The 19253-nt window shown below is 61.7% G+C and carries 20 protein-coding genes and 1 pseudogene; 7 read left to right on the forward strand and 14 right to left on the reverse strand.

Annotation, left to right across the window (positions count from 1 at the left end; translation table 11 throughout):
* Window positions 1–75: 75 nt before the first annotated feature.
* Together N4Q37_RS04125 and N4Q37_RS04130 are read left to right on the forward strand one after the other, a co-directional pair.
* The gene (locus N4Q37_RS04125; RefSeq protein WP_260955612.1) at window positions 76–2130 is read left to right on the forward strand and encodes a S9 family peptidase; all 2055 of its coding nucleotides are present in this window, start codon (window positions 76–78) and stop codon (window positions 2128–2130) included.
* Between the two features lie 261 nt (window positions 2131–2391).
* Complete coding sequence (locus tag N4Q37_RS04130) at window positions 2392–2865, forward strand: cyclic nucleotide-binding domain-containing protein (RefSeq protein WP_260955613.1); 474 nt, start codon at window positions 2392–2394, stop codon at window positions 2863–2865.
* A gap of 32 nt (window positions 2866–2897) precedes the next feature.
* On the opposite strand, the gene N4Q37_RS04135 is transcribed toward N4Q37_RS04130, so the two are convergent.
* Entirely contained in the window at window positions 2898–3185 is a 288-nt protein-coding gene (locus N4Q37_RS04135; RefSeq protein ID WP_260955614.1) for a hypothetical protein, read from the reverse strand.
* Between the two features lie 123 nt (window positions 3186–3308).
* Here N4Q37_RS04135 and N4Q37_RS04140 point away from each other — a divergent pair, with 123 nt between their 5' ends.
* The 3 genes from N4Q37_RS04140 to N4Q37_RS04150 all read left to right on the forward strand — a co-directional run bounded on the left by N4Q37_RS04140 (window position 3309) and on the right by N4Q37_RS04150 (window position 4715).
* The gene (locus tag N4Q37_RS04140; RefSeq protein WP_260955615.1) at window positions 3309–3683 is read left to right on the forward strand and encodes a YajD family HNH nuclease; all 375 of its coding nucleotides are present in this window, start codon (window positions 3309–3311) and stop codon (window positions 3681–3683) included.
* Between the two features lie 109 nt (window positions 3684–3792).
* Window positions 3793–4263, forward strand: a complete 471-nt coding sequence (locus tag N4Q37_RS04145) for an RNA methyltransferase (protein WP_003184248.1) — start codon at window positions 3793–3795, stop codon at window positions 4261–4263.
* 77 nt (window positions 4264–4340) lie between these two features.
* Entirely contained in the window at window positions 4341–4715 is a 375-nt protein-coding gene (locus N4Q37_RS04150) for a YgaP family membrane protein (protein WP_260955616.1), read from the forward strand.
* 114 nt (window positions 4716–4829) lie between these two features.
* Here the strand turns inward: N4Q37_RS04150 and N4Q37_RS04155 are convergent, their stop codons facing one another.
* The 8 genes from N4Q37_RS04155 to N4Q37_RS04190 all read right to left on the reverse strand — a co-directional run bounded on the left by N4Q37_RS04155 (window position 4830) and on the right by N4Q37_RS04190 (window position 13368).
* On the reverse strand, window positions 4830–6059 hold the full coding sequence (locus N4Q37_RS04155; RefSeq protein ID WP_260955617.1) for a hypothetical protein: 1230 nt from the start codon (window positions 6057–6059) through the stop codon (window positions 4830–4832).
* A 32-nt stretch (window positions 6060–6091) separates the two neighbouring features.
* Window positions 6092–6541 carry a YcgN family cysteine cluster protein gene (locus N4Q37_RS04160; protein ID WP_260955618.1) on the reverse strand — a complete coding sequence of 150 codons (450 nt, stop codon included), beginning with the start codon at window positions 6539–6541 and terminating at the stop codon, window positions 6092–6094.
* Between the two features lie 130 nt (window positions 6542–6671).
* The gene (locus N4Q37_RS04165; RefSeq protein WP_260955619.1) at window positions 6672–7604 is read right to left on the reverse strand and encodes a D-2-hydroxyacid dehydrogenase; all 933 of its coding nucleotides are present in this window, start codon (window positions 7602–7604) and stop codon (window positions 6672–6674) included.
* Between the two features lie 120 nt (window positions 7605–7724).
* Complete coding sequence (locus N4Q37_RS04170) at window positions 7725–8018, reverse strand: YcgL domain-containing protein (protein ID WP_260955620.1); 294 nt, start codon at window positions 8016–8018, stop codon at window positions 7725–7727.
* Window positions 8015–9148 (reverse strand): ribonuclease D, encoded by a 1134-nt coding sequence (rnd, locus tag N4Q37_RS04175; protein WP_260955621.1) that lies wholly within the window; start codon window positions 9146–9148, stop codon window positions 8015–8017. Before rnd ends, N4Q37_RS04170 begins: the two co-directional genes overlap by 4 nt.
* A gap of 119 nt (window positions 9149–9267) precedes the next feature.
* Window positions 9268–9909 (reverse strand): class I SAM-dependent methyltransferase, encoded by a 642-nt coding sequence (locus N4Q37_RS04180; protein WP_260955622.1) that lies wholly within the window; start codon window positions 9907–9909, stop codon window positions 9268–9270.
* Between the two features lie 71 nt (window positions 9910–9980).
* Complete coding sequence (locus N4Q37_RS04185) at window positions 9981–11630, reverse strand: phosphoethanolamine transferase (protein ID WP_260955623.1); 1650 nt, start codon at window positions 11628–11630, stop codon at window positions 9981–9983.
* A 355-nt stretch (window positions 11631–11985) separates the two neighbouring features.
* Window positions 11986–13368 carry a glutamine synthetase family protein gene (locus tag N4Q37_RS04190; protein ID WP_390897887.1) on the reverse strand — a complete coding sequence of 461 codons (1383 nt, stop codon included), beginning with the start codon at window positions 13366–13368 and terminating at the stop codon, window positions 11986–11988.
* A 440-nt stretch (window positions 13369–13808) separates the two neighbouring features.
* Here N4Q37_RS04190 and N4Q37_RS04195 point away from each other — a divergent pair, with 440 nt between their 5' ends.
* Window positions 13809–14741: a LysR family transcriptional regulator gene (locus N4Q37_RS04195; RefSeq protein ID WP_260955624.1), complete on the forward strand. Its 933-nt coding sequence runs from the start codon at window positions 13809–13811 to the stop codon at window positions 14739–14741.
* Window positions 14742–14744: 3 nt separating this feature from the next.
* Here the strand turns inward: N4Q37_RS04195 and N4Q37_RS04200 are convergent, their stop codons facing one another.
* Window positions 14745–15110, reverse strand: coding sequence for a 5-carboxymethyl-2-hydroxymuconate Delta-isomerase (locus tag N4Q37_RS04200; RefSeq protein ID WP_260955625.1), 366 nt, complete (start codon window positions 15108–15110; stop codon window positions 14745–14747).
* 96 nt (window positions 15111–15206) lie between these two features.
* A complete protein-coding gene (locus tag N4Q37_RS04205; RefSeq protein WP_260955626.1) occupies window positions 15207–16121 on the reverse strand; it encodes a LysR family transcriptional regulator in 915 nt (304 codons plus the stop codon).
* Between the two features lie 222 nt (window positions 16122–16343).
* On the opposite strand from N4Q37_RS04205, the gene N4Q37_RS04210 reads away from it, so the two are divergent.
* Window positions 16344–16535, forward strand: coding sequence for a YegP family protein (locus N4Q37_RS04210; RefSeq protein ID WP_260955627.1), 192 nt, complete (start codon window positions 16344–16346; stop codon window positions 16533–16535).
* A 76-nt stretch (window positions 16536–16611) separates the two neighbouring features.
* Here the strand turns inward: N4Q37_RS04210 and N4Q37_RS04215 are convergent, their stop codons facing one another.
* From N4Q37_RS04215 to N4Q37_RS27745, 3 genes and pseudogenes are all read right to left on the reverse strand, one after another.
* Complete coding sequence (locus N4Q37_RS04215) at window positions 16612–17358, reverse strand: phytanoyl-CoA dioxygenase family protein (RefSeq protein WP_260955628.1); 747 nt, start codon at window positions 17356–17358, stop codon at window positions 16612–16614.
* 13 nt (window positions 17359–17371) lie between these two features.
* Window positions 17372–18160, reverse strand: a complete 789-nt coding sequence (locus N4Q37_RS27740) for a methyl-accepting chemotaxis protein (protein WP_390897889.1) — start codon at window positions 18158–18160, stop codon at window positions 17372–17374.
* A gap of 69 nt (window positions 18161–18229) precedes the next feature.
* Window positions 18230–19006, reverse strand: a pseudogene (locus N4Q37_RS27745) (MCP four helix bundle domain-containing protein); the annotation flags it as partial.
* Between the last annotated feature and the right edge of the window lie 247 nt (window positions 19007–19253).

The following is a 19253-nucleotide window of genomic DNA, read 5'->3' on the forward strand; positions in this document are numbered from 1 at the left end:
GAGGCGCTTATAGTAACGGCTTTTCGCTCGCCAGGCTGCCCCGGCGTCTGCCCAGTCAATGTCCGAGAGTTTTTCATGCCCCTATCTGCCCCCGTTTCCAACGCTCCGGTTGCCCGCAGGGACGCCGGGGTCGACCCGTACGCCTGGCTGCAAGAACGCGACACCGACGCCGTGCTCGATTACCTCAAGGCGGAAAACGACTACCAGCAGGCCCGACTCGCCGACCAGGCCGGCCTGCGCGAAACCCTGTTCCAGGAGATCAAGGGCCGGATCCTCGAAACCGACCTGTCCCTGCCCTCCCCCTGGGGCCCGTACCTGTATTACACGCGCACCACGGCCGGCGACGAATACCCACGGCACTATCGCTGCCCACGTCCGGCCGACGACAGCCTGACCGTCGACGAAAGCCACGAGCAATTGCTGCTGGACCCGAACGCATTGGCCGGCGGCGGCTTCTTTTCCCTGGGCGCCTTCAGCATCAGCCCCGACCACCAGCGCCTGGCCTACAGCCTGGACACCACGGGCGACGAGATCTACACCCTGTTCGTGAAGGAATTGTCCAACGACAAAGTCAGCGAACTGTCGTTCGAGCAGTGCGACGGCAGCATGACCTGGGCCAATGACAGCCTGACGCTGTTTTTTGGCGAACTGGACGACACCCACCGCCCCCACAAGCTCTGGCGCTATCGCCTCGACGGCACCGCCGCCGAAGAAGTGTTCCATGAGCCGGACGGACGATTCTTCCTGCACTGCTACCGCTCGAGCTCCGAACGTCAACTGATCCTGTCCCTGGGCAGCAAGACCACCGGCGAAACCTGGGTGCTGGACGCCACGCAACCGCAGCAACCGTTCACCTGCCTGGCGCCACGGATCGAAAATCATGAATACGATGTTGACCATGGCCTGCTCGACGGGCAATGGACCTGGTTGATCCGCAGCAACCGCGACGGGATCAACTTCGCCCTGTATCAGGCGCCCGACACCGGCGTCGCGCCCACCGAGGCCGACTGGCAGAACCTGATTCCCCACAGCGACACGGTGATGATCGACGGCCTGAGCCTGAACGCCGGCGCCATGACCTTGAGCCTGCGCGAAGGTGGCCTGCCGATCATCGAGGTTCATCCACAGGGCCTACCGGCGTATCGGGTGCAATTGCCGGACGCGGCCTACAGCCTGCATGTGCAGAACAGCCTGGAATTCGCCAGCGATCGTATTCGCCTGCGCTATGAAGCCTTGAACCGTCCGGCGCAGATCCGTCAACTGGACCTCGCGAGCGGCACGCAGGTGGTGCTCAAGCAGACCCCGGTGCTGGGGCCGTTCGACGCCGACGCCTACGTCAGCCAGCGGCTGTGGGCGACGGCACCGGACGGCACCCAGGTGCCCATCAGCCTCGTGGTCAAGCGCGAAGCCCTCGGCCAACCGGTGCCGCTGTATCTGTATGGCTACGGTGCCTACGGCGAAAGCCTCGACCCGTGGTTTTCCCATGCGCGGCTGAGCCTGCTCGACCGTGGCGTGGCGTTCGCCATTGCCCATGTGCGCGGCGGCGGTGAGCTGGGCGAAGCCTGGTACCGCGCCGGCAAACAGGAGCACAAGCACAACACCTTCAGCGATTTCATCGCCTGCGCCGAGCATTTGATCGCCCACGGTTTCACCACCTCCGACCAGTTGGCGATCAGTGGCGGCAGCGCTGGCGGCCTGCTGATCGGTGCGGTGCTCAACCAACGCCCGGAGCTGTTCAAGGTGGCGATTGCCGAAGTGCCGTTCGTCGACGTGCTCAACACCATGCTCGATCCGGACCTGCCATTGACCGTCACCGAATACGATGAATGGGGCAACCCCGAGGAGCCAGACGTCTATGATCGGATCCGGGCCTACGCCCCTTACGAAAACGTGCGTGCCCAGGCCTATCCGGCGATGCTGGTGATCGCCGGCTACAACGACAGCCGCGTGCAGTACTGGGAAGCGGCCAAGTGGGTGGCGAAACTGCGCGCCACCAGGACCGACGACAACCCCTTGCTGCTCAAGACCGAACTGGGCGCCGGACACGGCGGCATGAGCGGGCGTTACCAGGGATTGCGTGACGTAGCGCTCGAATATGCATTTGTCTTGAAGGTTTTGGGGGCGGCTTGAGGAACTCTGCGCGATGGCCGGGTCTTAGCTGGGGCGTAGGCTCTGATGCAATCCCGGCTCCAATGTGAGAGCAAGATTTTGTGGAGGCACAATTCTGTGGAAGCAAGGCTTGCCCGCGATACAGGCGGCTCGGTCTGCCTATAAGACCCAGCTGATGCTATCGCGGGCAAGCCTTGCTCCCACAAGAGCCTATCCTGGGAGTTTTCCTACACCAGAACCCAACTGAAACCGCAACAAACACAAGAAAAAGACCGTGACGACATGCCAGAACCGACCTTACTGAACAAAGAAATCCGCGACTGGCTGATGGACTGTGGACTGTTCGACCAACTGCTGCCTGTCGACTTCGCGGCGGCGTCGGGTTATTTCAGCATCAGTGCCATCGCCCAGGGCGAGACGATTTTCCATGAGGGCGATGCCGGCAGCTTCATGTGCATCATCCACACCGGCCAGGTGGCCGTGCAGAAAACCGGTCCCGATGGCCAACCCGTGACCATCGCCACCCTGCGCAGCGGCCGGGCGTTCGGTGAAATGGCCGTGCTCGACGGCGAACGGCGCTCGGCCAGTTGCATCGCCGCCAGCGACTGCCAGTTGCTGAACCTGGGCAAGGACTCGCTGGAAAAGATGCTCAACGACGCCCCCAAGGTCGCCGCCAAGATCATCCGCGCCCTCGCCGTCTCGCTGTCCAAGCGCTTGCGCATGGCGGATGGGCAGTTGTTGTCGCAGCAGGTCTAGCCAGCTTCTGACCGTTGAAATACAAACCCTGTCTACCCGCCCGGTGACTTGGCCCTGGGCACCTGCGACTCCATACCCGGTATCGGCTGGTCCTTGGGCGGCCTGGGCATTTCGATCGGCGGCAGCAACGGCGGCCCGTTGCTCTCCGGCCCGGGCTTGGGCACGGCTCCTGGCGCGACCGGCGGGTACGGCATGGGGGTGGGGGTGCCGGGTGACCCGGGAATGCTCGGCGGGTTGACCGGGATCGTCGGTTGCTGGGCCTGCGCGCAACTCATCGAGAGCATCGCCAGCGCTATGGCCGGTAGAATGACGCACTTCATCAATGGCTCCACGGCTATCGTCTGCTTTCAGGCTAGTCCCTGACGCGCCGGTTTGCCCTCCCGTGCAAGGGCTGAGCTAAACTTTGTCCAACCGTCATCCGTCTTTTCTACAAAGGTGAACCCATGAGTTCGTCAACGCCACCGTCCAACACCGCCAAGCTGGACCGCATCCTCGCCGACGCCCAGCGTGACCGGGAGATGGGCTACCGCGACAAAGCCCTGAAAATGTACCCCCACGTCTGCGGCCGCTGCGCCCGTGAATTCTCCGGCAAGCGCCTGAGCGAACTGACCGTGCACCACCGCGACCACAACCATGACAACAACCCGCAGGACGGCTCCAACTGGGAGCTGCTGTGCCTGTACTGCCACGACAACGAACACTCGCGCTACACCGACCAGCAGTACTTCGGCGAGGGCTCCCTGAGCACCCCGAAAACCGCCAAGGCAACCCACAACCCCTTCGCCGCGTTGGCCGGGATGATGAAGAAAGACGAGTAGCCAGCCATTCTGTGGGAGCAAGCTTTGCTCCCACAGAACTTCACCCGAATCGAGCTCAGTCCGAGCATTCCCCGTATAATCGCGCCTTTTCCCCAAAGGCATCCCGCCCGTGGCCAACAAACGCTACAGCTGCATCGGTCTGTTCAACCCCAAGTCACCGGAAAACGTCGGTTCGGTCATGCGTGCCGCCGGCTGTTATGGCGTGGCGTCGGTGTTCTACACCGGCAAGCGCTATGAACGCGCCGCCGATTTCGTCACCGACACCAAGAAAGTCCACTACGACATCCCGCTGATCGGCATCGACGACCTGAAGAAAATCCTGCCCCTGGGCTGCGTACCGGTGGCCGTGGAACTGGTGGACGGCGCTCGTCCCCTGCCGGAATACACCCACCCGGACCGGGCGCTGTATATCTTCGGCCCCGAAGACGGTTCGCTGGATAAAGACATTCGCGACTGGTGCGAGGACGTGGTCTACATCCCCACCACCGGCTGCATGAACCTGGCGGCAACGGTCAACGTCGTGCTGTACGACCGCATGGCCAAGGGCAACAACACCCGCTCGGGGCCGCAATTTCGCTGAATGGCGCGAAATCCGATGGAACGCGGCCAGCGCTCCGGCAGTCAGCTTTATACCCCTTCTCACCCTGGAGACAGATCATGCGCGATAACAATCCGTTCGAGCCGATCGAAACGCCTTTCCAATCGCATCCACCGCAGAACGTACACGGTTGGGAACGCATTGGCTCATTGGCGGGCGGTGTGTTGATGATGGGCAAAGGCTTGCGCCGAGGCGGTGTGATCGGCCTGGCGCAACTGGCCGTAGGTGGCCTGGCGCTCGCCCGGGGCATCACCGGGCACTGCTCGGCCAAGACCCTGCTGGAAAAGAATCGCCAGAACCTCAGCGCCGCCCGCGCGCGGATCGAACAGGCCGGTGACGAACTGAGCCGGATGAAAGCCAATGCCGAGGCGGCGACGGGCACGGCTACGGTGACGGGGAATGATTCGCTGAATTCACCCAAGGTTGGGCTTTGATTTTTTGCGATGGGGTTGATGGCCTCATCGCGGGCAAGCCTTGCGTCCATACTGAGTCTTCACTGGAGGTACGACTCGATCCTGTGGGCGCAAGGCTTGCCCGCGATGGCAGTATTACTGAAGTAACCGGCTATTCAGCACAGTCGAACTCCCACCCAGGACACTTTCACTGAGCTGCACAAACGCCTGGGTATCCACCGTCTCCAAGCGCATCGCCCCTTGCAGCACATCATCGAGGGAGCGCTTGTTGCGGGTTTTCAGGCGGATCTCACGATCCAGTTCCTGCAACAGCAACACCGCCTTGGCCACCATGGCAGGGCTGGCCTGCGTGGCGCGCAACGTCGTCACGCCCTGGCTGTCCTTGGCGAGACGGTCGTTGTAGGCCTGGTAGCGTTCGTCACTCATGCCACCGGCGCGGCGCAGCAGTTCGACGGCGTAGTACTCGGCCAGCCCCTCGCTGATCCAGTCACTGCGCTCACGGTCATGGACCCGCGCCAAAACCTGCACCAATTCGCGCAACAATGGGCTCGAACCGCGCTCGCTGACCAGCGGCGCACGGCTGTGCAGGTAAATCGACTCATGACCGGCCTGGACGCCCCGCCACATCGGATCGCCGGCACCCACCACCAACAGCTTGGCCGGATGACGCGGCACCAGCGCCTGCACCTGCGGCCAGACGAACGTCAGCAGCGTCAGCACATCCATCCGCCGCATGCCCTGGCCTTGGGGCGAGGCGACTGTCACCTCGGTCTCCCCCAGGCGCGTGCGGCGGCTGCCGAGCTTGCCGGCGAGGATCCAGCCCGTCGGGCGGTCAAACAGACGCGCGGGGTTGTCGATGCGAAAACGTTGCTTACCGATGCGTGGCCAGGCGGTTTCGACGCTTTTCCAGCCATCGGGCAACTCGATGTCCAGGCGGGCCACCAGTTCGACGCCGTCCTGCTGGTCGAGCCGGGCCGACGGCACCAGGTCATTGCCGTTGAACAAGGCCCAGCCCGGGGTCATGCGGGTCTCGAATGCGCCCTTCTTGCGGGCGTGGCTGATGTGCACGCGGTAACTCAGGCTCGCCTTGTCGGCCGCCGGACGCCATACCCCTCGCATCGCCTTACCCGGCGTGAGCTGCCACTGGCCGTCCGCCTTGAAGTCGCTGTAGCGGCTGCCGTCGCCAAGGTCGAAATCCAGGCTGCGCACCGCCGAACCCCGAGCCAGGGTCAGACGCACCTCGGCCTGGTCGCTCTGCGGCAACAGGTGCACGTGATAATCCAGATCGACTTTCTGCGCTGCCCACAACGGCCCGCACACCGCGAGCAGCCCGGCCGCCAGCATCCGTTTCAATCCTGCCGCCATGGGTTCTCCCTGGTGGTGCGGCGCCCGGCGGTTCAGCCTGCGCGGAAAATCAGATGGTCTTCCCAATCCTCTTCCGGCACGCTGCCCTCGGCCAGCATGCGCCCGGACTGGGAAATGCGTTCGTGGTGTACCGCATCGCGGTCACCGCAAACCAAGTGGTGCCACAACGGCAAGTCCTTGCCCTCGCTGACCAGCCGATAGCCGCAGGTCGGCGGCAGCCATTTGAACTCATCGGCCTTGCCCGGGGTGAGTTGGATGCAATCGGGGACAAACTCGCTACGCCGGGGATAATTGGTGCACTGGCAGGTCTTCAAGTCCAGCAGTTTGCAGGCGATGCGCGTGTAGTAGACGCTGTTATCGTCTTCGTCCTCGAGTTTTTGCAGGCAGCACAGGCCACAGCCGTCGCACAGCGATTCCCATTCCTGCGGGTCGAGCTGATCGAGGGTTTTGCGTATCCAGAACGGTTCGACTTTGGCGGCCATGGCTCAAGCATCTACATCACGTGGTGAAAAGGCCGACAGTCTAGTGCTGGGGCCGCTCCAGGCCAAGCACTGGCGACTGTCGGTAGGATCGTAGATCGGCATGCGCTCCCACTACTGTTTTGCACGGGCCTCAATAGCCTCGGGCAAAATCCACTTCCCCGCGCAGCGCTTCGCCAGCCTGGTAAGCCCGCAGGTTTTCCAGGAACAACTGCGCCATCATCGGCGGCGACGTCGGTGCCGAGCTGTGCCCGGTCAGCAGCAGGCCCCAGGCCGTCCAGAAGGGATGGCGCTGCGGCAAGGGCTCTTGGCGGCAAACATCGATCACCGCGCCGGCCAGGTGCCCGTCCTTCAAGGCTTGCACCAGGTCCGCATCGACCACGGCCACGCCGCGCCCGACATTGATGAACAGCCCGGTCGGCTTGAATTGCTTGAACAGCGCCGCGTCGTACAAGTCATGGGTGCGAGGGGTGTTGGGCAACAGGTTGATGACGTAGTCCACTTCACCGACCAGGCGCGGCAGGTCCTCCAGCGTCCCGACCTCTACAAAGGACGGCAATGCCCGGGCTTCGCTGGCGATGCCATAGAGTTCCACACCAAACGGCACCAGGAACTGCGCCACACGCTGGCCGATATCACCGGTCCCGACGATCAGCACCTTACGCCCCGCCAGGCCTTGTCCCTGGCGGTTATCCCACTTGCGCTCGACCTGGCTGACCAAGCGCGCCAACACCTCGCGCTCATGGCCCAGCATGTAGGTGAGCACGTACTCGGCCATGACCTGGCCAAAAATGCCCACTGCACGGGTCAGGCGGTAGTCGCGGGTCAGGCCCTCGGCCAGCAACGGCGTGATGCCCGCCCAGGTCGATTGCAGCCAGCGGGGTTGATGCCCCTGGCGCAACAGGGTGGCAAGCAGGTCGGGTTGGCCGAGCCAGACCGGGCAATCCGTGGCCAGTCGCGACAGTTCGGCGGAATCGCCGCTGGTCAGCACTTCAATATCGGGGGCAGCCTGGCGCAGCAGCTTGGCATAGACCGCGTGGCTGTGTTCGGCAATCAGAACGCGCATGAATCAACCTTTCAAAAACAGTGCAGACGACCGCCGACAGAGTATCGCTCCATCCGTGCGGTCATCATCAACAAAATCCAGTGTTACAGGGGGCCCAGGACGGGCGCCCCGGAGCATTCGTCAAACCGGGTCGTTGCGTCGCAGCAACTCTTCGGGCAGATGCTCGATGTATTCGTCTTCGGCGGGCGGCATTTGCAGGTGATAGCCCTGGGTGTCGAGGTTTTCCAGCACCTTGTTGATGTCTTCCCGGGACAGTTGCCGCTCCGGGCTCAGCACCAGGTCGAAGACGTGGGTCGCCTTGCCAAAGGCCGCCAGCAATGGCTCAGGCACGCGGGCCAGCGCCTCGCTCTTGAGCACATACAAGTACATTTCGTTTTTCTTCGAGCTTCGATAGATGGAGCAGATACGTTTCAAGGCTGTTCTCCGGCAGAGGCCAGGCTGTCGAGCAATGCCTGGCCCATCAACTCGCGGCGCCAGCCACGCAGCGAATCGGGCAATTGGTAGGGCCCCTCGGGAAAGCCGCTCTTGATCAGCGCCTCGAGGGTTTTCTTGCGCAGCATCAGCTCCGGGGCGATTCCCAGGCGCTCGGCCTCAGCCTGCCCCAACGCCCGCAGGCGCTTGACCAGCGCCGAGGCCTCGATGGGCAGTGGCTCGGCCACGGCCGGCGGCCATTGCTCGGGTGGGATACTGGCGGCGCGTTGGATCAGGTCTAGCAGAAACTGGCCGTCCTGGCGCACGGTGCGTGGGTGCATGTCTTCGATTTTCGCCAGCGCGCCGAGGTTATCCGGTTGCGTGCGGGCCAGGGGCCACAGCGAATGCTCGCGGATAATGCGGTTGCGCGGCAGGTCACGGGCCCGCGCCTCCCGCTCACGCCAGGCGCACAGCTCGCGCAGTACGGCCAACTGGGCACGGGACAACTTCCAGGCCAGCTTGGCTTCGCGATACACCTCATACGGATCGACTTCGCGGCGCAGGTTGCTCACCAACTCGGCGCCGTCCTCCAGGACCCAGGCGAATTTTTCATCAGAAAGCTTCGGGCGCAGTTGTATGAAAACCTCCGCCAGGTGCACCGCATCTTCGGCGGCGTAGCTGATCTGGGTCTCGGATAATGGCCGCTGCAACCAATCGGAACGTGTCTCGCCCTTGGGCAGTTCGATCCCCAGCACTTCCTGCACCAGCCGTGAGTAACCCATGGAGAAACCCAGGTTCAGGTAAGCGGCTGCCAATTGGGTATCGAACAACGGCGAAGGCAGGCTGCCCGTCAGTCGCAGCAACACTTCAAGGTCTTCACTGCAGGCATGCAGCACCTTGAGCACCGCCGGGTTTTCCAACAGGGCGGCCAACGGTTGCCAGTCGTCGATGGTCAAGGGGTCGATCAGATAGGCACGCTTGCCGTCACCGATCTGCAGCAAACCGGCGATGGGGTAGAAGGTATCGACCCGCATGAATTCGGTGTCGAGGGCAACGAATGGCAACTGCTGCCATTCGGTGCAAAGCTGACCGAGGCTATCGTTGTCGCGAACCCAGTGAATATCGATGGCCACACGGCTCTCCCTTGAAGAATGGCGCGCAGTATATCGCCGCCGGCGATTGCGAGCATCCGTAAAGCAAGAGCCTGAGAGAAATCGCCTGCGCAGATGCCAGAATAGTCCTACATCAGGAATTAGTTCTTCTTACGCAATACATAAACCCGCGTCAGCACAAAGCCGGGCAGGAAATCCTGATGCCACAACACACTGAAACCCGCCTGGCGAAACTCGGCTTCGACATCCGCCTTGCCGACCAGGCTGCCTCGTGGCGGCTGGCCGATTTTAAGGCGGGTCTCCAACTGCACCGAGACGATGACCGTGTCGCGGCTGACCCGATGAAATTCGCGCAGCAACGCCAGGCGGAGCTCGCTGGCGCTGACGTGCCGAAACAGTTGCAGACAAAAAATACAATCCACCGCGTTGGCCGACAGGCCGATGGTGAAGGCGGAACTGGGAAACGTCTTGACCCGCTTGAGCACCGCGCCGCCATGGTGGGTCAGCGCATGCTCGAGCATGTCGGGCGACGGGTCCGCCGCCAGGATCACTCGGTTGGCGTGTTCGGCCAGCACCGGCCAGAACCGCCCTGCCCCGCACGCCACATCCAGCACCAGCCCCGGCTCGCCGGCCACTTTCAAGGCGTTGCGGACCATGTGCTCGTCACGCCAGAACGTAAAGCGCAGCCGTCGAGGCGCCGGCTGGCAGCAGACTTGCGCATGCTCCTGGTCCAGATGCCTGGCAAACTCGAGCTCGACATTGGAAGGGGTTAAGCCGGACATACGAACAGCTCTTGAAAGTGGGAAATGGATGACAGATTAACCGGCGGCGCGTGAAAAAAAGGTGCAGGTGATCATTGACGGGCCAACACGCCGTCGACCACCGCGCCGCGACAACCGGAAAACATGTCCAGGTCCGGGTTGTAGACCTTGCTGTTGACCTCCAGCAGCCCGAGCATCGAGTGAAACAGGTTGTCCTGGCTCAAAGGCTTTTCCCGGCTCAATTGCAAGCAATGGGTGTCGACCGCGAAGGACTTCTGATAGCTATCGGAAAACCACGCCAGCATCGCCACGTGCTTTTGTTGCTCCGGGGCCAGCATGTACGGCGTGCCATGGAGAAACAGGTTGTATTCCCCCAGGGACTCGCCGTGATCCGACAGATACAGCATGGCCGTGTCGACCTTGTCCTGGTTGGCCCGCAGCAGATCGATCAGGGTCGACAGCACATGATCGGTGTACACCAGCGTGTTGTCGTAGCCGTTGACGATGCTCTCGCGGCTGCAATTGTTCAGCGCGTTGCTTTCACACACCGGGGTGAAATGCTCGTATTCCTTGGGGTAGCGCTTGTAGTACTCCGGCCCGTGACTGCCCATCTGGTGCAGCACCAACACCGTATCCTTGTCGAGGGTGTCGATGAAATGCTGCAGCCCCTGGAGCAGGATTTCGTCGCGGCACTCGCTGTTGGCGCACAGGGCCGGATCCTTGAGGTTGCTCACGTCCTGCAGGGTGACCCGATCACACGTGCCCTTGCAGCCAGACTGATTGTCACGCCAGATCACCTCCAGTCCGGCGCGCTTGAGCACATCCAGCAGGCCTTCTTCATTCTTGGCCTTACTGGCGTCATAGTTCTTGCGGCCCATGTTGGAGAACATGCAGGGCACCGATACCGCTGTTTCGGTTCCGCAGGAATGCACGTCGGTGAAGGCGATCAGGCCAGCCTCTTTATTCAATTGCGGCGTGGTATCGCGGTTATAGCCCAGGATGCCGAAGTTCTCGGCCCGGGCGCTCTCCCCCACCACCAGCACGGTCAGGGACTTGCGGGCGTGGGTTTGCCAGGCCGGGTTACGACTCGCATCTTCGCCCAGCGCGATGAACGGTTGCTTGGCCGAGGCCACCTGCTCGCGCAAGTAGCCGAACGAAGCACCGATATAGTTGCTCGGCACGACCATCAGGCGCAGTTCATGATGGTTGCGAAACAGTGAGGCCAACCCTTGATAGTTGACCAACGCGACGACGCCAATGACCGCCGCCGAGGCGACGCCAACCATCAATTTACTTAACAGCTCCTTGGGCCAGCGACGGTAGTTGATGGGCGTCTTGAACAATAACCAGGACGGCAATACGCCTAGCAAACCAAGGTAGGCAAATAACTTCAGCGACAACAGGTCGCGAACTTCCGTTGCGTTAGTTTCAGCGAAGTTGCGAAACATGCCGGCATCGATCAGCACGCCATACTGGGACATGAAATACGCCACGCCGGCGCTGATCAGAAACAGCAACATCAACAGAGGTTTGAGTAACGGACGGAAGGCCACCAGCGTCAACACCAGGTTGAACGCGCAGAAAATCATCAGACCGAAAGCCAGGCTCAACAACACACCCCGACCGTCAGCCGCCGTGATAGTGAGCAAGTGCTGCCACAGTACAACGTTGAAGCCCACTAAAAAAAAGGCACTGGCGACCAGTGTCACCCACTCCGGGCGCACGGCTTTGATAGTCAGCATAATGGTTGGCGGATTCCTGAAAGTTGCTCTTTTAAAAAGAAATGCCACAAGAAGAGAGGGAAATTTCATGTCCCACGGCAGCACGGACTCTAGTGTCCTGTTTCGCAAATACGTTCCTTTTTTACGAGTGGCTGTTGTCGTCAGGCAAGGCGCCGCGACGAGTCATAGCCCGCTATGGCGAGGAGCGGCAACGCAGCATGGCGACAACAGACACCGTCAAAAAGGAACAGTATTTGTGATACAGGACACTAGACAGCCCACCATCAATTTTTCGTGAAAAAGTTGCTATTAAAATATTATTTAAGGGGCAGGCCACACGCTGGAACGAGTCGCCAGCGTGTGGCTTTCAATCGCATCAGGCCTGATGCAGATACCAGCGCCAATCCTGCTCCCCGACCTCCCCCATGAATTGACGATATTCGGCGCGCTTGACCGCCAGGTAGACACCCAGGAACTCCTCGCCAAAGGCTTCCCGTGCCCAGGTCGAGGCTTCGAGGGCACGCAGGGTGGTCAGCCAATCGGTCGGTAACAATGCGCTCGCCTGGGCATAGCCATTGCCCTCGACAGGCGGTCCGGGGTCACGCTGCTCACGGATGCCGCGATGGATGCCGGCCAGTATCGCCGCCGCAGCCAGGTACGGGTTGGCGTCGGCGCCGCAAATGCGATGTTCGATGTGCCGTGACGAGGCCGGGCCACCCGGCACCCTCAGGCTCACGGTACGGTTGTCCACACCCCAGGTCGCCGCCAGCGGTGCGTAGCTGTTGCTTTGAAAGCGCCGGTAGGAATTGGCGTTCGGGCAGAACATCAGCAGCGCATCGAGCAGGGTGTCGAGCATCCCGCCCACGGCCTGGCGCAACAGCGGCGTGCCATCGGCGGCTTCGCTGGCGAACAGGTTGTTGCCCTGCGCATCCGCCAGGCTGACATGCATGTGCAGGCCGGATCCGGACAGGTGATCGAACGGCTTGGCCATGAAACACGCCGTCATGCCATGCTTGTGTGCCACGCCCTTGACCAATCGTTTGTAGCGCACTGCTTCATCCATGGCCTGCAAGGCATCGCTGCGGTGCTCGAGGGTGATCTCCACTTGCCCCGGTGCGTATTCGGAAATGGCGGTGCGGGCCGGCAGGCCCTGCAGCTTGCACGCAGCGTACAGGTCGGCCAGGAACGGTTCGATCTGCTCCAGTTCACGCAAACCATAGACCTGAGTAGCGTGCGGTCGCCCACCATCGGCGTCCCGCGCCGGCTGTGGCCGGCCTAGGCTATCGCGCTGCGCGTCCAGCAGATAAAACTCCAGCTCCGCCGCCATCACCGGGTAATAGCCATCCGCTTGCAGCGCTGCGATCACCCGGCCGAGCAAATGACGCGGATCGGCGACGGCCGCCGGCAGGCCTTCTTGCGGGTGCATGCTGACCTGCAAGGCAGCCGTGGGAATCAACCGCCACGGCAGGCGTTGCAAGCTGTCAGCGATGGGATAGGCACGGCAATCGATGTCACCGACCTCCCACACCAGGCCGGAATTTTCCACGTCTTCGCCATTGAGGGTCAGGCCGAGGATGGTGCTGGGCAAGGGTCGGCCACTTTCGTAGACCGCCAGCAATTCGTCGCGATGCAACAACTTGCCCCGAGGGACGCCATTGTTGTCGAGAATAAACAACTCGAACAGATCGATATCGGGGTTCTGTTCCAGGAACGCCCGGGCTTGTTCCACGGGCGCGAAAGAGATTTTGGCAAGGTCCATGGGAACACTCGTATTTCCTTGTAGGACGGACGAAAAGACGCCGTCAGCCAGTGTTCGTCGTCGACAAACACTCTGGAAAACTCAACAGAAAATACAGCTATCTGGAGGTCGCGCATGGCGGCAATGCCAGAGCGCCCAGAACGCCAGTTCGCACGGCAATGTCCAGAGCGAAGGAGGGATGACGCGCATGAAGCTACCGACCGGACCGGGTGCGGTAGACGACGGGTACTGCAATGCCAGCGGCCAACCGTCCATGAGCGCATCACAAAAGAAAATACACTTGGGAGCGTCCCACGACGCTCCGAGTCGTTAAACCTCGATTTGATAACCCATGGATCAGCGCGCGCTAAACAATGGCTGATTGAATCAAGCGTTGATCGACAGGCGCGTTCGCTACATTATCCGCCTCCGCGCATGGAGCACAGCAAGAGACAGAACGGATGCTAAACAGCAATGCCCTTAGAAAGCTCGACATGCAAGACCTCATGGTGTTCAGCGCCGTGTACGAACAAAACAGCGTCACCGGCGTGTCCGAAGCGCTGTGTGTGAGCCAGTCCACCGTCAGCTACTGCTTGAAGAAACTGCGGACCTGTTTCGAAGACGAACTGTTCATCAACACCCGCACCGGCATGCGCCCCACCTACAAGGCCCAGGGCATGTACGAGCATGTCCGTAGCATCCTGCAGAGCATCAACCTGTGCCATGCCAGCACGCCCGCTTTCGACCCGAGCCGCCAGGCCGTCACGTTCGACATTTGCGCACCGGAATACTTCGAACACCTGATCCTGCCGACCCTACTGCAAAGCTTCGACTACGCCGACCTGCCGGTGGTGGTGAACGTACGCAAGCTCGAAGCGGACATCCCCGCCGAACAACTGCGCGACGGCAGCCTGGACCTGGTGATCTGCTTCGGTCCGAACTTCCACAGCAACCACGCCGATCTGAAATCCCGGTCGCTGCTGGAAGAAGACCTGGTTTGTGTCGTGGACAAACGGGCGACGCCGCTGGAACCGCGGTTGAGCCTTGAGTCGTTCATCCAGCGCCGCCACGTTTTCCCTACGCCTTGGAGCTCTACCCTCAACATGGTGGATGGCTGGCTGTCACAGCAGGCCCTCCAGCGCCAGATCGCCGCCCGGGCCAACAGCTACGGCGCGGCACTGAAGATGATCACCGGCACCGACTTCATCCTGACCCTGCCCCGGCGCATCCAGAAACTGCTGGCCAGCGAGGCGACCTTCAACCACCACGAAGCGCCCAAGGGCCTGCCGGGTTTTACCCTGGACATGCAATGGAGCCAGGCGGCCGAGCAGGACAGCGCCAATGCCTGGTTGCGCGAACAGATCATCAAGGCCTGCGCCGGGCGAGACGCCTGACCGTTACTGGCCGATCAGCGCCTTGGCGTAAGGGCCCCGATCGATGTCGAGGAGTTCTACGCACAGCTGCACGCTGACCTCAGCCGGCCATGGGCCCAGTTCCTGAAGCACGGCCAGCAGGCTGTCGGCCAATTGCTTCTTGATTTCCGGCGAACGTCCGCTGAGCAAGGCCAGCTTGACGTGCACGAAACCACGCTCGCCCAAACCTGTGCCTACCCGGAAAGTCTCGACTTTCACGGCGCGGCTCTTGATGTCCAACTCATCGGCGAACTGACCGGACGCCACCAGCGCATTGTTCAGGCGCAGCAACGCGACATCGGCATTGAGCCCAGGCAGATTGGCGGTGTACTCCATGTGCAGATGCGGCATGTGTTCGACTCCCATTCGAAATACGACAATGTGGTTTCAGCGGTGGCAACCATACCCCGACTTTCCCGTTTCAGGCAGATTTGTTTTCAAGGCGCGCTACAGAGCCCCGCGCTCCCCCATGAACGCCTCCAGCCGGGACCGCAACCAGCGCTCGGCCGGGTCGCTGTCGACATGGCTCAACCAGACCATGGACAGATCCAGCGTCGGTGTCTTGAAGGGAAAAGGCTCGCTGAACAGCTGGCCCGAGGCCGCCATGGCACTGGCGGTATAGTCCGGCAAGCTGGCGATCAGGTCCGTGCCGGCCAGCAATGCCGGTAACGCGCTGTATTGCGGCACGGACAGCACCACCTGGCGCGTTCGCCCCATTTCGGCCAGCCATTCGTCAGCGAGCCCGGCGACGTTGGCGGTATGGGACACCAGCACATGGGGCCTTGCGCAGTATTCATCCAGGGTCAACGGCCTGTCCGACGCATCGGCGCGCAACACGCGGGGCTGGATATGGCGCAACAGTTTGCGCTTGGCGTTGGCCGGCAACCCCCGGGTCTGGCTGATGCCCACGGTGATATCCCCCGACGCCAACAGATCGGGAATGCGCCAGTAATCGACATGCTGGACCACGAACACGATGTTCGGCGCTTCCTGGCGCAGGCTGCCCAACAGGGGCGGCAGCAAGCCGAACTCGACATCGTCCGACAGACCGATGCGAAAGGTCATGGTGCTGCTGAAGGGGTCAAAATCATGGGTCAGGCTCAGGGCCACCGACAGCGAATCCAGCGCCGGCGATAAATGCCGGATGATCTCCTCGGCCCGGGCCGTCGGCTCCATGCGATGGCCGACGCGAATGAACAGCGGATCGTTGAACATCTTGCGCAATCGATTGAGGGCCGAACTGATGGTCGGCTGGCCCAGGAACAACTTTTCCGCCACCCGTGTCACGTTTCGCTCGAGCATCAGCGTTTCGAACACCACCATCAGGTTGATGTCGGCCTTGCGCAATTCGTTGCGGTTCATCCATTGCCCCCGGTCGCTGAACGGGGCCCAGTGTAGAAACAACGCAGGCCCTGCGTCTATGCGCAAAAAGTCCAAGCGTCTGTAGGAACAGTGAACCGTATCAGCGCCGCTCGATCATCAATAGAAACGAATTTTTCGTAGCCAAAACCATCAGCTTGGCTAGGCTTGCGGCCACATGTCCAACGCATGTCTTGATTGAATGAATCGCAGGGAGCGAACCCGATGTACTTTGAAATCTATCGACAGACCCGAGGCACCCACAGCAGCGGAAAAGGCCAATGGCGCTGGCGCCTGCGGGCAGGCAACCACGAAACGATCGCCAGTGGCGAATCCTACGTGAACAAGTCCGACTGCCTTCACGTTATCCAACTGATCAAGAGCGCCCACGGCGAGACGCCTGTGAAGGAGATCTGAACAGCGCCGCCGCGACTCGCCGGTCCTTGAGCAGCATGGCCCCCTCGATCCGCTCAAGGACCTGACTGAGCCAAGCTCAATCGTATTCCGCTTCCTGGTGATCCCCCAACAACCGCCGCTGACGAGGTGTCGCGGCAGCCAGGACAACAGGGTTGAACTGCCAGTGCAGATAAGGCGAGAACTTCTGCGCGACCATCCGCCGGCCATAATGCACCTGGAGCAGATACCGCGTGCGGTCGGCGGTCCGGTTGTCGCTGCCGGCATGCCATAACTCGCTGCGCAGGATCAGCACGTCACCCGCACGGCACAAGATCGGTTGGGCCGTACGCCCCTGCCATTGTGTCTCACCGGCAATGGGCGTCCGCCCTGCCCGATGACTGCCAGGGATGACCCGGGTCGGGCTCAAGTCGGCGTCGATGTCATCCAGGTAGAATTGCGCGGTAAAAACGTGCATCGGAAGTTCAAAGGCCGAATCGGCCAACAGCCCAGGCGGCAATGGCATCGGCAGATAGTCCAGATGCAACGGCGGTGCGACGTAGCCGGGATGGCAGCGCCAGGCGGTCTGCCCAATGATGTGACAGTCCTCTCCCAACGCGGCTTCGGCCAGCTCGACCACCCCTTCCACGTCCAAAAATGGCAGCCAGAACGGATCACGATTGAACACACACTTGTAATGATCGATGAGCCCGCTGTAGTCCCAATGCTGGGGCTTCAACTGGTCGATGGCATGACGCAGAGCGGCAATTCGCACGGCATCCAACACCCCAGGCACCAGGACGAAACCGTCCTGATGCAGGGCCCGCAGGCTATCTTGGGTGGACACGAGCGCACCGTTCTCAGGTCCGGAAGCGGCCCGTCAGTTCCGCCAGGCTCCTCGACAGGCTCGACAACTGCTGGCTGGCATGCATGCTCTGGGCGGAATTCTCTGCCGCTTCGTTGGACAGGTCGCGGATGTCGGAAATGTTGCGAGCGATTTCCTCGGTGACACTGCTCTGCTCTTCGCACGCGTTGGCAATTTGCGCAGCCATGTCGTTGATACGCTGTATCGAACCACTGGTGCCGCTGAGCACCTGATCGACGCCCGCCGCGCGCTCGACACTGTCGCGGGCTTTGCTGCTGCCAACCTGCATGGCCTGCACGGCCTTGGCGACGCCGGCCTGCAAGCGCTCGATGCGGACCTGGATGTCCTTGGTCGAATCCTGCGTCCGCGCCGCCAGGGCCCTGACTTCATCGGCCACCACGGCGAAACCACGGCCCTGTTCGCCGGCCCGCGCGGCCTCGATGGCGGCATTCAATGCCAGCAGGTTGGTCTGTTCGGCGATGCCCCGGATCACCTCCAGCACCGCACCGATACTGGAGGTCTCCTGGGCCAAGGCCTCGATCGTTCCGGAGGCACTTTCCACTTCCTGGGCCAGTTGGCGAATGGACTCGATAGTGCTGCTAACCACCTCGGCGCCATCGCGGGACTGGCCACTGGCCTGCTGCGCGGCGTCCGAAGCGCTGACGGCACTGTGCGCCACCTCATGCACCGCAGCACTCATCTGCGTCGCCGCCGTACTGACCTGGTCGAGCGCGGCATGCTCGCTGCTGATCAACTGATCATTGGTCGCGGCCATATTCGCCATGGCGCGGGCCGCGGCATCGACCTCCCCGGTCACCCGCCCCACTTCGGCAATCAACGGTTGCAGCTTATCGAGAAAGCGGTTGAAAGCGCTGCCAAGTTGCCCCAACTCATCCGCCGAACGCACCTCCAGACGCGCCTTCAGATCACCACCGCCCTCGGCAATCTGCTCGACACGGTGCAACAATCGACGCATGGGACGCAGCACGACCATGGGCAAAGCCACAATCAACAGAATGCATCCCAACAGACCGACCAACAGGATGCCGCCCTGCTGCATGCCTACTGATTCACCATGATCGATCGCCGCCTGGCCCTCACCCTGTGCCGCGCCGTCTTCCAGCTCACCGAGCTTGTCGATGGCATCGCGCATGGTGTCGAACTTGCTTTCACCCTCACCAAAACTCAGCGCACTGGCGGCCTGCGGATTACTCACGGCCTGCTCGACCACCTGCCGCGAAACCTGCGACCACTGTGCAAAACGATCATTGAACTGACTGACCAACGCCAAGGCTTCGGCGCTCGGGTGCATCGCGGCATATTTCTGCACGCGATCATAAGCCTGCTTCAGGTTTTCCCCATGACTGGCGCGCAACGCTTCCAAATGATTCCCCACGCCGCCGCCCAGCAGGCTGCGTTCGGCAACGAAAGCCTGGTAGAGATCCCGGTCGGCATTGAGCAACAAGCTGATCGCCGGCAGATAACGGTTGGTCAACTGCGTACTCGACTCCGTCACTTGCCCGATGCCCCGCATGCCCGACCATCCCATCAACACCAGCAGCAACGCCAGGAACGCAACGGGCAAGGTGATTTTCCAGCGGAAGCCCAGATCGGCGAAAAACCGTGGCATGGGTGCTACTCCTTTTCGAGGGTATGTCTTTAGCTATCGGCAGAGGTGGGGGTCTGCTAGAGAGACGGTAGACCAAATTGTCACGGGTTGGTGACATGCGGTGGAGAATCGCGCCGAAACTGCTTGGCTTGCTTGACGTGGCGTGAGAGCTTGCTCCCGATTGACCGGGCGGGACTGTCAGATTTTTTGTGTTCGGGCCGGTAGCGGCCTGCCGTCAGGCAGGCCTTGATTTCACCAGGTCGGCCTG

The organism is Pseudomonas citri, from assembly GCF_025336485.1.
In the GTDB taxonomy this organism is placed as follows: Bacteria; Pseudomonadota; Gammaproteobacteria; order Pseudomonadales; family Pseudomonadaceae; genus Aquipseudomonas; species Aquipseudomonas citri.

Coding starts and splice junctions, on each gene's coding strand:
- N4Q37_RS04125 (WP_260955612.1), top strand. CDS start 76: ATGCCCCTATCTGCCCCCGTTTCCAACGCTCCGGTTGCCCGCAGGGAC.
- N4Q37_RS04130 (WP_260955613.1), top strand. CDS start 2,392: ATGCCAGAACCGACCTTACTGAACAAAGAAATCCGCGACTGGCTGATG.
- N4Q37_RS04135 (WP_260955614.1), bottom strand. CDS start 3,185: ATGAAGTGCGTCATTCTACCGGCCATAGCGCTGGCGATGCTCTCGATG.
- N4Q37_RS04140 (WP_260955615.1), top strand. CDS start 3,309: ATGAGTTCGTCAACGCCACCGTCCAACACCGCCAAGCTGGACCGCATC.
- N4Q37_RS04150 (WP_260955616.1), top strand. CDS start 4,341: ATGCGCGATAACAATCCGTTCGAGCCGATCGAAACGCCTTTCCAATCG.
- N4Q37_RS04155 (WP_260955617.1), bottom strand. CDS start 6,059: ATGGCGGCAGGATTGAAACGGATGCTGGCGGCCGGGCTGCTCGCGGTG.
- N4Q37_RS04160 (WP_260955618.1), bottom strand. CDS start 6,541: ATGGCCGCCAAAGTCGAACCGTTCTGGATACGCAAAACCCTCGATCAG.
- N4Q37_RS04165 (WP_260955619.1), bottom strand. CDS start 7,604: ATGCGCGTTCTGATTGCCGAACACAGCCACGCGGTCTATGCCAAGCTG.
- N4Q37_RS04180 (WP_260955622.1), bottom strand. CDS start 9,909: ATGTCCGGCTTAACCCCTTCCAATGTCGAGCTCGAGTTTGCCAGGCAT.
- N4Q37_RS04185 (WP_260955623.1), bottom strand. CDS start 11,630: ATGCTGACTATCAAAGCCGTGCGCCCGGAGTGGGTGACACTGGTCGCC.
- N4Q37_RS04190 (WP_390897887.1), bottom strand. CDS start 13,368: ATGGACCTTGCCAAAATCTCTTTCGCGCCCGTGGAACAAGCCCGGGCG.
- N4Q37_RS04195 (WP_260955624.1), top strand. CDS start 13,809: ATGCTAAACAGCAATGCCCTTAGAAAGCTCGACATGCAAGACCTCATG.
- N4Q37_RS04200 (WP_260955625.1), bottom strand. CDS start 15,110: ATGCCGCATCTGCACATGGAGTACACCGCCAATCTGCCTGGGCTCAAT.
- N4Q37_RS04205 (WP_260955626.1), bottom strand. CDS start 16,121: ATGAACCGCAACGAATTGCGCAAGGCCGACATCAACCTGATGGTGGTG.
- N4Q37_RS04210 (WP_260955627.1), top strand. CDS start 16,344: ATGTACTTTGAAATCTATCGACAGACCCGAGGCACCCACAGCAGCGGA.
- N4Q37_RS27740 (WP_390897889.1), bottom strand. CDS start 18,160: ATGGCGAATATGGCCGCGACCAATGATCAGTTGATCAGCAGCGAGCAT.